Annotated in this window: 13 protein-coding genes; 2 read left to right on the plus strand and 11 right to left on the minus strand. The window is 41.0% G+C overall.

Annotation, left to right across the window (positions count from 1 at the left end; genetic code table 11):
- On the minus strand, nucleotides 1-1,335 hold a 1,335-nt coding region (gene rlmD, locus RYL77_RS08195), incomplete at its 3' end, for a 23S rRNA (uracil(1939)-C(5))-methyltransferase RlmD (RefSeq protein WP_315010922.1).
- Between the two features lie 37 nt (nucleotides 1,336-1,372).
- On the opposite strand from rlmD, the gene recX reads away from it, so the two are divergent.
- Both recX and RYL77_RS08205 read left to right on the plus strand, forming a co-directional pair.
- Nucleotides 1,373-2,149 carry a recombination regulator RecX gene (gene recX, locus RYL77_RS08200; RefSeq protein WP_315010923.1) on the plus strand — a complete coding sequence of 259 codons (777 nt, stop codon included), beginning with the start codon at nucleotides 1,373-1,375 and terminating at the stop codon, nucleotides 2,147-2,149.
- 88 nt (nucleotides 2,150-2,237) lie between these two features.
- The gene (locus tag RYL77_RS08205; RefSeq protein WP_000775316.1) at nucleotides 2,238-2,771 is read left to right on the plus strand and encodes a DUF402 domain-containing protein; all 534 of its coding nucleotides are present in this window, start codon (nucleotides 2,238-2,240) and stop codon (nucleotides 2,769-2,771) included.
- A 70-nt stretch (nucleotides 2,772-2,841) separates the two neighbouring features.
- On the opposite strand, the gene RYL77_RS08210 is transcribed toward RYL77_RS08205, so the two are convergent.
- The 10 genes from RYL77_RS08210 to RYL77_RS08255 form a co-directional block, all read right to left on the minus strand.
- Nucleotides 2,842-3,609: an epoxyqueuosine reductase QueH gene (locus RYL77_RS08210; RefSeq protein ID WP_000567567.1), complete on the minus strand. Its 768-nt coding sequence runs from the start codon at nucleotides 3,607-3,609 to the stop codon at nucleotides 2,842-2,844.
- A gap of 137 nt (nucleotides 3,610-3,746) precedes the next feature.
- Nucleotides 3,747-5,369, minus strand: a complete 1,623-nt coding sequence (gene groL, locus RYL77_RS08215) for a chaperonin GroEL (RefSeq protein ID WP_315010924.1) — start codon at nucleotides 5,367-5,369, stop codon at nucleotides 3,747-3,749.
- 15 nt (nucleotides 5,370-5,384) lie between these two features.
- On the minus strand, nucleotides 5,385-5,669 hold the full coding sequence (gene groES / locus RYL77_RS08220) for a co-chaperone GroES (protein ID WP_042900390.1): 285 nt from the start codon (nucleotides 5,667-5,669) through the stop codon (nucleotides 5,385-5,387).
- Between the two features lie 155 nt (nucleotides 5,670-5,824).
- Entirely contained in the window at nucleotides 5,825-6,220 is a 396-nt protein-coding gene (locus RYL77_RS08225) for a single-stranded DNA-binding protein (protein WP_000282467.1), read from the minus strand.
- 77 nt (nucleotides 6,221-6,297) lie between these two features.
- Nucleotides 6,298-7,059, minus strand: coding sequence for an SDR family NAD(P)-dependent oxidoreductase (locus tag RYL77_RS08230; protein ID WP_315010925.1), 762 nt, complete (start codon nucleotides 7,057-7,059; stop codon nucleotides 6,298-6,300).
- Nucleotides 7,060-7,100: 41 nt separating this feature from the next.
- Nucleotides 7,101-7,727: a YtpR family tRNA-binding protein gene (gene ytpR, locus RYL77_RS08235; protein ID WP_315010926.1), complete on the minus strand. Its 627-nt coding sequence runs from the start codon at nucleotides 7,725-7,727 to the stop codon at nucleotides 7,101-7,103.
- A 15-nt stretch (nucleotides 7,728-7,742) separates the two neighbouring features.
- On the minus strand, nucleotides 7,743-8,060 hold the full coding sequence (locus RYL77_RS08240) for a thioredoxin family protein (protein WP_000615776.1): 318 nt from the start codon (nucleotides 8,058-8,060) through the stop codon (nucleotides 7,743-7,745).
- Complete coding sequence (locus RYL77_RS08245; protein WP_001013971.1) at nucleotides 8,057-8,356, minus strand: DUF4651 domain-containing protein; 300 nt, start codon at nucleotides 8,354-8,356, stop codon at nucleotides 8,057-8,059. Before RYL77_RS08245 ends, RYL77_RS08240 begins: the two co-directional genes overlap by 4 nt.
- Nucleotides 8,357-8,446: 90 nt before the next feature.
- Nucleotides 8,447-9,520 (minus strand): N-acetylmuramoyl-L-alanine amidase family protein, encoded by a 1,074-nt coding sequence (locus tag RYL77_RS08250; RefSeq protein ID WP_315010927.1) that lies wholly within the window; start codon nucleotides 9,518-9,520, stop codon nucleotides 8,447-8,449.
- A 119-nt stretch (nucleotides 9,521-9,639) separates the two neighbouring features.
- A complete protein-coding gene (locus tag RYL77_RS08255) occupies nucleotides 9,640-11,247 on the minus strand; it encodes a CTP synthase (RefSeq protein WP_315010928.1) in 1,608 nt (535 codons plus the stop codon).
- Nucleotides 11,248-11,477: the final 230 nt, after the last annotated feature.

Consider the following 11,477-nt stretch of genomic DNA (forward strand, 5'->3'; position numbering starts at 1 on the left):
TACAACAGCTTCAGTTCGAGCTGTATGTGGGAACATATCGACCGACTGGATATAACGAAGATCATAGATTTCTACTAAGCGCACTAAATCACGAGCCAAGGTCGAAACATTACAAGAAATATAAACCATTTTTTCTGGTACATAAGTAAGAATAGTGTCTAATAACTTATCATCCAGACCTGTACGTGGTGGGTCTACAATCAGAGCATCTGCCCGGTAGCCTTCTTTGTACCAACGAGGAATAATCTCTTCTGCCGGTCCAGCTTCATAATGAGTATTGTCAAATCCCATTCTTTCGGCATTTCGCTTGGCATCTTCAATGGCTTCTGGAATAATATCCATACCTCTGAGAGTCTTTACTTTCTTTGCGAAGGCAAATCCAATCGTTCCAACACCACAATAAGCGTCAATCAAATGGTCTTCTTTATCAACATCCAGCGCTTTTACTGCCTCGCTATAAAGGACTTCTGTTTGTTCAGGATTTAGTTGATAGAAAGCTCGAGGAGATAGTGAAAATTCATAATCGAGTACACCTTCTTGAATACTCTTTTCTCCCCAGATAATCTCTGTCTTTTCACCATAAATCTCACTGGTTTTAGCTGTATTTGTATTCACAGCTACTGTCACAACTTCTGGGAAATCTTTAATTAAATCTTTTACCAGCAGGGTTAAATTAAGCTGGCGGTTTGTAACAATAATAATCTGAACCTGTCCAGTCTTTCTTGCTCGTCGAACCATTATAGTTCTAACACCTAGAACTTTTCTCTCATCCGTGATTGGAATTTGGTGAAAAGTAAGTAATTCCGCTAGACGATTAGCAATCACTTGGGTTTCCTTGTCTTGTACCAGGCAATCTTTCAACTCTACTAGATAATGAGAGTTCTGCGCATATAAGCCTGCCTTGACCTGATTCTTAAATTTTCGAGTCTGAAATTGTAACTTAGCACGGTAGTACTTTGGTTCTTGCATACCAATCGTCGGGCGGATTTCATAATTTTCATATCCTGCAGGGGCAAATTTTTTCAGCGCTTGATAAAGCAAGTCCGTCTTGAACTCCAGCTGCTTATCATAATGCAGGTGCATGATTTGGCAGCCTCCGCATTCATTGTAAATAGTACAGGCTGGCACAACTCGAAATTTAGACTTCTTATTAACCTTTAGTAATTTTGCCTCAACAAAGTTACGTTTAATAGAAGTAATCTGACAATAGATATCTTCTCCTTTGAGAGCACCAGGCACAAAGACTAATGTTTTTTGGTAAAAGCCGATTCCCTCACCATTAATTCCCATGCGCTTGATTTTTAATGGTATTTTTTGTTTCACTTTCAGATTCATACCCCTATCTTATCACATTTTGAGTTATAATAGAACTATGAAAATCACAAAACTTGAAAAGAAAAAAAGACTCTATCTGATGGAGCTTGATAATGACGATAAATGCTATATCACCGAAGACACAATTGTTCGTTTTATGTTATCTAGAGATAAGGTGATAAGCCAAGAAGAATTGAAAGAGATTCAGGACTTTGCCAAATTTTCTTATGGTAAGAATCTAGCCCTCTACCACTTATCATTTAAAGCACGTACTGAAAAAGAGGTCAGTGAATATCTAAAAAAATATGATATTGATGCAAAAATAGTTTCTCAAGTCATTGCTAATCTTAAAGAAGATAAGTGGATTAATGATAGCCAGTACGCTTATACTATCATCAATGCCAATCAACTTTCAGGAGACAAGGGGCCTTATGTACTGACTCAGAAATTAGCACAAAAAGGAATTTCAAAATCTACTATAGAAGAGATTCTGAAAGAATTTGATTTTTCGGAAGTTGCTCAACGTGTAGCTAATAAACTATTGAAAAAATATGAGGGAAAACTTCCAGCTCGTACCTTGCAAGATAAGATCATCCAGAACCTGACCAACAAGGGCTTCTCTTACTCTGATGCTAAAGTTGCCTTTGACGACTTGGATAGTCAAGTTGACCAAGAAACGACTCAGGAACTCATCTTCAAGGAACTTGATAAGCAATATGCCAAGTATTCCCGAAAATATGAAGGATACGAACTTAAACAGCGTTTAACCCAAGTTTTAGCACGAAAGGGCTACGATTTTTCGGATATAGCAAGCGCTCTCAGAGAATATCTTTAATATTTTCATGTAAAATTCACAGATTTTAGGTAATTTTATGGTACAATAGTAAACGATAAACTTATAAATTGTAGAAAGTTGGTTAGTTATGAAGCTTCCAAAAGAAGGCGACTTTATTACAATTCAAAGTTATAAGCATGATGGGAGTCTCCACCGAACTTGGCGGGACACCATGGTACTAAAAACAACAGAAAACGCCATTATTGGTGTCAACGATCATACACTTGTTACCGAAAGTGATGGTCGTCGTTGGGTTACTCGAGAACCAGCTATTGTTTACTTTCACAAGAAATATTGGTTTAATATCATTGCCATGATTCGTGATAATGGAATTTCCTACTATTGCAATATGGCTAGCCCCTACTATCTGGATGAAGAAGCACTGAAGTATATTGATTATGATTTGGATGTTAAAATTTTTACAGATGGAGAGAAGCGTCTCTTGGACGTTGAGGAGTATGAGCGTCACAAACGCAAAATGAATTATTCTGATGACTTGGACTATATTTTAAAAGAACATGTCAAAATTCTTGTTGATTGGATTAATAATGGACGTGGTCCTTTCTCAGAAGCCTATGTAAACATTTGGTACAAGCGCTATGTAGAACTAAAGAATCGGTAAAGTTGTCAAACTAGGGTGAAAGCCCTGGTTTTTTTATTTTAAAAACCCAGCTTTACAGCTGGGCTTATCCTTATATATCTAATTTTGTAACTGTAAATTTGATATGGGAATAGTCTTTTTCAACATCCTTATCCAGCAAGAACGCTGTGGCGTCCTTCTTAACTTGAACCAGGTCAATATTCTGAGCTTGGGCTGCATAGACGCATCCACAATAACATTGACGATAGATATCATACTCTTCACACATCTCCACTGAACGTTTGTAGCCTTGATTTTTCTTGAAATCACTTGGAAGATAGTGGGTTGTATAAATTTTTTGCACATCGATTCCGATGCTATTAATGGTTTGAGAATTCTTATGAGGACTGATGGTCAAGGCTGAGCCAAAGTAGTCAAATCCCAAGTCCATAGCCACTTGAGCTGTCTTATCCAGTCGGTAGTCAAAGCAAACCTTGCAACGGTCGCCACCTTCTGGCTCCTCCTCTAATCCTCTAACTAGTTTTCGGTATTCATTGGGTTCGTAGGGAGCTTCTAGGTACTGAACCGTATTTCCTGTCCGCTCATTAAAATCACTGACAAACTTTTTAGTCACATAGGCACGCTTATGGTATTCTGCTTTGGGATGGATATTAGAATTGGCAAAATAGATGGTCACGTCTGCATACTTAGTCAAATATTCTAGAGTATAGGTACTGCAAGGGGCACAGCAAACATGCATGAGAATAGTTGGGCGCTGCTCATTTTTCTCCCATACTTGTACCATTTTCTGCATGACACGGTCATAATTAATCTTCTGATTGGGGTTCATCTTGCTCAGAATTTCTTCTACATCAATCATGTTCTTCTCCTTTTTCTAGTCTTATTTTATCATATAAGTTAGGAGAGCTCAAATCAATTTAGAAGTGAATATCATAAAAAGGAGGGTTAGCCATTCCCTCCTTTTGTGTTTTTTATAAGTTGTTTTCTATAGAAAGCTTACATCATCCCACCCATCATGCTTGGATCCATTGCTGGAGCTGGGGCTGCTGGTTCTGGTTTATTGGCTACGACTGCTTCTGTAGTCAAAATCAAGCTGGCTACAGATGCTGCATTTTGTAGGGCTGAACGACTCACTTTAACTGGGTCGATAATCCCTTGATCAATCATGTTAACCCACTCACCAGTTGCTGCGTTGAAGCCTGTACCAACTTCAGCATTCTTCAAACGATCGATAACGATAGATCCTTCAAATCCTGCATTGTGGGCGATTTGACGAACAGGTTCTTCCAAGGCACGGAGCACAATATTGCGTCCTGTCGCTTCGTCTCCTGTCAATTCCAAATCAGCCACGGCTGGGATAACATTTACAAGGGCTGTTCCACCACCTGCAACGATTCCTTCTTCAACAGCTGCACGAGTAGCGTTGAGGGCATCTTCGATGCGGAGTTTCATTTCTTTTAACTCAGTTTCAGTTGCGGCTCCGACCTTAATAACCGCTACACCACCTGACAATTTTGCCAAGCGTTCTTGCAATTTTTCACGGTCAAATTCAGATGTTGTAGTTTCGATTTGAGACTTGATAACCGCAACACGGTGAGAAATCGCTTCAGGATTTCCAGCACCTTCTACAATAACAGTACTATCTTTGTCCACAGTTACTCTCGCTGCTTGACCAAGTGCTTCAATTGTCGCATCTTTCAACTCAAGACCAAGGTCTTCTGTGATAACTGTTCCGCCTGTCAAGATGGCGATATCTTCGAGCATGGCTTTGCGTCGGTCACCAAAGCCGGGTGCCTTGACTGCTACTACGTTGAAGGTTCCACGAATCTTGTTCAATACAAGAGTCGGAAGAGCTTCGCCATCCACATCATCCGCAATAATCAAGAGGGGACGATTGCTCTGGAGAATGCTTTCGAGGAGTGGCAAGATTTCTTGGATATTTGAAATCTTCTTATCAGTAATCAAGATATATGGATTTTCAAGGTCAGCCACCATTTTTTCGCTATCTGTCACCATGTACTGTGAAAGGTAACCGCGGTCGAACTGCATTCCTTCCACAACTTCAAGTTCTGTTTCCATACCACGTGACTCTTCGATAGTGATGACACCGTCTTTACCAACTTTTTCCATGGCTTCAGAGATATATTCGCCTACTTTTTCAGAACGAGAAGACACGGCAGCAACCTGAGCAATAGCTTCTTTGTTGGCAACAGGGATGGCATTATTTTTCAAGGCTTCTACTGCTGCGGCAACTGCTGCTTCAATTCCACGACGAATACCGATTGGATTTGCGCCTGCTGTGACATTTTTGATTCCTTCGCGGACGATAGCTTGGGTCAAAACAGTTGCAGTTGTAGTCCCGTCACCTGCGATATCGTTGGTTTTTGAAGCTACTTCTGATACCAATTTGGCCCCCATATTTTCAAAATGATCTTCTAATTCAATTTCTTTGGCAATGGTCACACCATCATTGGTAATCAAGGGTGAGCCAAATGATTTTTCCAACACAACGTTACGACCTTTTGGCCCCAAGGTTACTTTAACAGTATCTGCAAGGATATCGACACCACGAACCATAGCTGAACGGGCATCCGATGAAAATTTAATTTCTTTTGACATACTTACTTTCTCCTTCTATTCTTCAATGATAGCCAAGATGTTCGCTTCGCCTACGATGATGTACTTTTCATCGCCATCTTTGACATCAAGACCTACGTGAGCTTCAACTAAGACACGATCTCCAACCTTGACACTTGGGGCAACCAAGTCACCGTTCAAGGTACGAACCCCTTGTCCAGTAGCTACAACTTGGGCTGTTTTGGTTTTTTCTTGGGCTGAGCCTGCAAGGACAAAGCCTCCAACAGTTTGTTCTTTTTCTTCGATTTTTAAGACCACACGGTCTCCTAATGGTTTCAACATCTGATTTCCTCCATAATGAGATAGATATCATTAGCACTCTTTACACTTGAGTGCTAATTCATAGTTCTATTGTATCACTTGGTCAGAAATAGTCAAGAAAAAAGTCTGACTTTGGCAAGATAAAAAGCCTGAGACCAACTCAGACTTTTCAATGCTTAAAATGGCAATTCTTCCTCTTCCAAGACTAGATCTGCCAAGTCTTGCCCTGCGTTATTTTCTCGCATAGCACGTTGGGCGCGGCTTTCCAAGAGTTGGAATCCTGTGACAAGTACTTCGGTCACATAATTCATTTGACCATTTTTCTCAAAACGACGAGTACGCAATTCCCCATCAACGGAAATGAGACTACCTTTGGTTGCGTAGCTTGCCAAGGTTTCTGCTAGTCTACCCCATAGGACCATATTTACAAAATCGGCTTCACGTTCACCGTTTTGATCTTTGTAACGACGGTTCACAGCGATAGTTGCTCGCGCTACTGACTTGTCATTGTTGGTTTTGTGCAATTCTGGTGTAGACGTCAAGCGTCCAATCATGATAACTTTATTATACATATTTTCTTCCTCCTACTTATCTATTCGCAGGAAATCAAAAAAAGTTACAGAAATTTGTAACTTTTCGAGAAAATTTTTTATTTTTTATGAACCATGAAACCTGTCGCTTGTTGATTGGCCATAATGGTCATATCTGTAATCTGCACACGGCGAGGTTGACTGGTCACATAAACCACTGTGTCTGCAATATCCTGAGCTTGCAAGGCTTCGATTCCCTGATAAACCGCCTCAGCACGCTCTTTGTCACCATAAAAACGAACTGTAGAGAAATCTGTTTCAACGATCCCCGGTTGAATGGTCGTCACCTTGATGTCCGTTGCGATGGTATCAATTCGCAGACCATCTGAAAAGGTTTTAACTGCCGCCTTGGTGGCTGAGTAAACAGCGGCTCCCGCATAAGCATAAATTCCTGCTGTCGATCCCATATTGATGATATGACCTTGATTTGCTTTTACCATTGCTGGCAAGAAACAGCGAGTAACCGCCATCAAACCTTTGACATTGGTATCCAACATGGTCAACATATCCAACTCTTCATAGTCCTGATAGGGTGCCAAGCCAAGAGCTAGTCCAGCGTTATTGACCAATATATCAATCCGACCTATCGTTTCTAGAATATCGAAGCAGACAGTCTTGACCATGGCCATATCCGTCACATCTAACGGAAAAGTCCAGACGGTTTGATTTGGATAGGTTGCTGCAAACTCTGACTTGAGAACCTCTAATCTGTCTGTCCGTCGTCCTGTTAGAACGACATTCTCCCCCTGCTCCAGATAAGCACGCGCAATCGCTTCACCAATTCCTGATGTCGCTCCTGTAATCACTACATTTTTTGCCATCTTATTTCCTTCTATCTGGTCTATCAGATATTAACAACTTCTTAGACAGTCCAGTGTTTGGCTGGGTCAAATGGTGTTCCAACAACTTGGTCTTCTGATAATTCAATAACTCCACGTTTTTGCGGAGCATTTGGCAGATGCAATTCACGAGGACTGCACATCATCCCAAAACTCTTTTCACCACGAAGCTCGCCTGGGAAAATGAGATTGCCTTTTGGCATCATAGCTCCCGGAAGAGCCACAATGGTTTTCAACCCAACACGCGCATTGGGAGCACCTGCTACGATTTGCACTGTCTTGTCACTTGCGACTGCAACTTGGCAGATGTTGAGGTGGTCACTATCTGGATGAGCTACCATCTCGACAATTTCACCAACAACAAACTTAGGTTCCTTGTCATTGACAATTTCTTCTGCAAAACCTTCCGTTTGTAATTCTTGGTTCAAACGAGCGACTTGCTCATCTGATAAAAAGACTTGACCGCGCTCTGCAATTTCAAATAAACTTGAAACTTCAAAAATATTCCAAGCTACTGTTTCCCCATTATCTTTGAGAAAAACACGGGCTACCTTGCCTTTGCGTTCTACATCCAGTTTGGCATCTCCGCTATTTTTCACGATGACCATAAGGACATCACCGACATGTTCTTTGTTATATGTAAAAATCATTGTTTCTTTTTTCTCCTATTTCAGTCCTGCTAAAAAGTCATTAATTTGTTGCTTGCTTTTACGATCGCGATTGACAAAACGACCAATTTCCTTGTCTTTTTCTAGAACAACAAGGCTAGGGATTCCATATACATCCCAGAGTTTGGCTAAATCTATATACTGGTCTCGGTCCACTCGAATAAAGGTGAACTCTGGATTGGTCTCCTCAATTTCTGGCAAGGCAGGATAGATATAACGACAATCGCCACACCAGTCCGCCACAAAAAGAAAGACCTTCTTGCCATCTTTTTCCACTAAAGATGCTAATTCTTCTAAACTTGCTGGTTGTATCATAAGACTTCCTCCTCATAGACTAGGTCTTCATTTTCATAGACAAAGGTATAATGACGGCCATCCTCAAAAATGACGCCACCAACCAAGCTCTCTAGACTGCTTTCATAGACTTGAACATAGAGGGTCGCAATTTCCCCCATGTCTGAAAAATGGTCTCGCACAATCGCTGTCAACTCTTCCTGAGTCTTCATGAGCTTACGGTCATCTGCAACTTTTTTCGTAGCAAGGGCAAGGCTCCCAATACCAAGCAGAGCCAGACCTGCCATCCACATTTTTTTAGCTTTCATACCATTCATTTTAACACAAAAAAGGCTTTAGGACAAATGAGGAAGCAGCATAAAAGCAAGTAAAAAGCCTCTTCCTTGCAGGAAAAGGACTTCTTATTTTTATTGCCAGGCACCTGAGTTGCCAACGTAGTAGCCATCTGGTGTGTAGGTTTTGCGAAGCATCTTACCTGATGAAGCTAGATAATACCACTTACCATTGTTTTTGACCCAAGCATTCGCAAGCATGGCACCAGAAGAACTTACATAATACCAGTCTCCCTTATCATAAACCCAAGTGCTTGCTTTCATGGATCCTGAAGTTGATAAATAGTACCACTTGCCTTGATCATATAGCCAGTCACCAGCAATCATGGCTCCCGAAGATTTAAAGGCATACCAGTTGCCACCTTGATAGAGCCAAGTTTGATTGAACATGACTCCTTTATCATTCATAAAGTACCAAGTTCCCTTGTCCTTAACCCAATCGTTCTGCACTAATTGACCTTGTTTTTGATAGTACCAGTTTTGGTTTGATTGTAGCCAGCTTTCTGCTTTCACAATCGGATAAAGTTCTTTGAAAGATCCTCCATCATATTTATGACTAATAGACTTTTGTTTTTCAAGTTTCAACTCACTATTGTCATAGTCTGCCCAAGCATATACTTTTTGACCATTGACAGTCTCTGGTAAGGTAGCAGTGTAAGTCTTGGTTTGATAATCCCATTTAGCATCGAGGTAAGTGTATTGATCATTTGATTCTTCAATACGGTAGTAGCCTCTCTTTCCACCTTCATGATGTACATCGTCAACCACTTTCATTGACCAGGTCTTGACTTCATTTCCACTCTTAGCCTCGACCTTGATATCTCCTCTATAGCCATATGGAACATAGAAATTCAGATAACGACCTTCTACGCCAATCATAGACTTGTCCTTTTCTTGACCTAGGAAATTGACAGTCTGATCTTGACCATTGAGACTAACCGTCCACTCGATTTTCTCATTTTTTGGCAAATCCAATACTTTGATATCCACTTCATGACCATTGTTAAACCGAAGAATGTTGCCATCTTGATACTGAACTCCACATTTAACAACCCATTCTTCTTTTAGCTCGAAGGCCTTTCCTGAATGAGGAAAAGCCAGAAAAGCTAAACCTGCTAGAGATAAACCAAATAGGGTGATTTTTTTCATTGTAAATCCTCCTTAACTTTTGTTATGTTAATTATATCACTATGTTTTTAATTTGCAAATATTATCCTAAATATGCAATCAAAAAACCTCTGAGATTCTTCTCAAAGGTTTTGATTTAGCTAATTACTGTTCTCAACTGCTGCAGTGACAAAAGCAGTGTAGAGTTCTTCTGGGCGGTTTGGACGACTTGAAAGTTCAGGGTGATACTGACAAGCCACAAAGAATTTATTTTCAGGAATTTCCACAATTTCTACCAGACGATTGTCTGGAGAAACTCCTGAGAAAACAAAGCCTGCCGCCTCAAACTGCTCACGGAAGGCGTTGTTAAACTCATAACGGTGACGGTGACGGCGTTGCACCACTTCTTGATTGTGATAAGCAGCCGCTGCTTTAGAGCCACGTTTCAACTTAGATGGATAAAGTCCCAAGCGAAGGGTTCCCCCCATATCCTCAACATCAATCTGATCACGCATGATATCAATGATAGGGTATTTTGTTTCTGGTGCAAGTTCTGCAGAATTGGCACCTTCAAGACCCAAAACGTGACGAGCAAACTCGATACAAGTCAACTGCATTCCCAAGCAGACACCCAACATCGGAACATCATTTTCACGCGCATAGCGGATGGCTTGGATTTTCCCTTCCGTACCACGTTGACCAAAACCGCCTGGTACGATGATTCCATCCGCATCAGACAAGAGCTCTGCCACATTCTCTGCTGTCACATCATTGGCATTGATCCAATTGATTTTAACTTCTGCGTCGTTGGCATAACCAGAGTGTTTCAAGGCTTCAACCACAGAAATGTAAGCATCTTGCAACTCAACATACTTACCGACAAGGGAAATTTTAACTTGTTTCTTGAGATTCATGACCTTGTCCACCATGGCTGACCATTCAGTCATATCTGCTACTGGTGCGTCTAGTTTCAAATGGTCACAGACAATTTGGTCCATACCTTGCGCCTGCAAGTTCAATGGAATTTGGTAAAGGTGTTCAACGTCCAACGATTCGATAACAGCTTCTGGTTCCACATCACAGAACTGGGCTAGTTTGTTTTTAATTCCTTGACCAGCTGGTTGTTCTGTACGAATCACCAACATATTTGGTTGAATTCCCAATCCACGCAATTCTTTTACAGAGTGTTGAGTTGGTTTGGTTTTCATTTCACCAGCAGCCTTGAGGTATGGAAGCAAGGTTGTATGGATGTACATAACATTATCCGCACCCACATCTGCCTTCATCTGACGAAGAGCTTCTAGGAATGGCAAGGATTCGATATCCCCAACTGTTCCACCAACCTCTGTGATAATGACATCAGAGTCGGTCGTTACAGCGGCACGCTTGATTTTTTCTTTCAAAGCATCTGTGATATGAGGAATAACCTGAACAGTTGCCCCAAGGTATTCTCCACGGCGTTCCTTACGAAGAACTTCACTGTAAATTTTACCAGTAGTCACGTTGGAATATTTGTTGAGATTGATATCGATGAAACGTTCATAGTGACCCAAGTCCAAATCTGTCTCAGCTCCATCATCTGTCACAAAAACTTCCCCGTGCTGATAAGGGCTCATAGTCCCCGGATCGATATTGATATAAGGGTCAAACTTTTGAATCGTTACTTTGAGACCACGATTTTTCAAGAGACGGCCTAGACTTGCTGCCACAATCCCTTTCCCAATAGACGATACCACACCACCAGTTACAAAAATATATTTCGTAGACATAGATTCCTCTTTCTAAAATGCTCAAGGCCTTGTTGACTAGGAGGGGACATAGGAAACAAGACTCTACTAATAAGATAATCTGGGACGACTGAACCAGATTCACAACTAACACTCTTCGAAAATCTCTTCAAACCGCGTCAGCGTCGCCTTGCCATAGATATGTGTTCCTGACTTTGTCAGTCTTATCTACAACCTCAAAACAGTGTTTTGAGCTGACTTCGTCAGTTCTA

Origin of the sequence: uncultured Streptococcus sp., from assembly GCF_963516515.1 — a bacterium.
GTDB lineage: Bacteria > Bacillota > Bacilli > Lactobacillales > Streptococcaceae > Streptococcus.

What these genes read in the sequence shown, in the direction of transcription:
- recX (WP_315010923.1), top strand. Translation starts at nt 1,373, where the DNA reads ATGAAAATCACAAAACTTGAAAAGAAAAAAAGACTCTATCTGATGGAG.
- ytpR (WP_315010926.1), bottom strand. Translation starts at nt 7,727, where the DNA reads ATGATTTTTACATATAACAAAGAACATGTCGGTGATGTCCTTATGGTC.
- RYL77_RS08225 (WP_000282467.1), bottom strand. Translation starts at nt 6,220, where the DNA reads ATGTATAATAAAGTTATCATGATTGGACGCTTGACGTCTACACCAGAA.
- RYL77_RS08240 (WP_000615776.1), bottom strand. Translation starts at nt 8,060, where the DNA reads ATGATACAACCAGCAAGTTTAGAAGAATTAGCATCTTTAGTGGAAAAA.
- RYL77_RS08250 (WP_315010927.1), bottom strand. Translation starts at nt 9,520, where the DNA reads ATGAAAAAAATCACCCTATTTGGTTTATCTCTAGCAGGTTTAGCTTTT.
- groES (WP_042900390.1), bottom strand. Translation starts at nt 5,669, where the DNA reads ATGTTGAAACCATTAGGAGACCGTGTGGTCTTAAAAATCGAAGAAAAA.
- RYL77_RS08210 (WP_000567567.1), bottom strand. Translation starts at nt 3,609, where the DNA reads ATGATTGATGTAGAAGAAATTCTGAGCAAGATGAACCCCAATCAGAAG.
- groL (WP_315010924.1), bottom strand. Translation starts at nt 5,369, where the DNA reads ATGTCAAAAGAAATTAAATTTTCATCGGATGCCCGTTCAGCTATGGTT.
- RYL77_RS08205 (WP_000775316.1), top strand. Translation starts at nt 2,238, where the DNA reads ATGAAGCTTCCAAAAGAAGGCGACTTTATTACAATTCAAAGTTATAAG.
- RYL77_RS08230 (WP_315010925.1), bottom strand. Translation starts at nt 7,059, where the DNA reads ATGGCAAAAAATGTAGTGATTACAGGAGCGACATCAGGAATTGGTGAA.
- RYL77_RS08245 (WP_001013971.1), bottom strand. Translation starts at nt 8,356, where the DNA reads ATGAATGGTATGAAAGCTAAAAAAATGTGGATGGCAGGTCTGGCTCTG.
- RYL77_RS08255 (WP_315010928.1), bottom strand. Translation starts at nt 11,247, where the DNA reads ATGTCTACGAAATATATTTTTGTAACTGGTGGTGTGGTATCGTCTATT.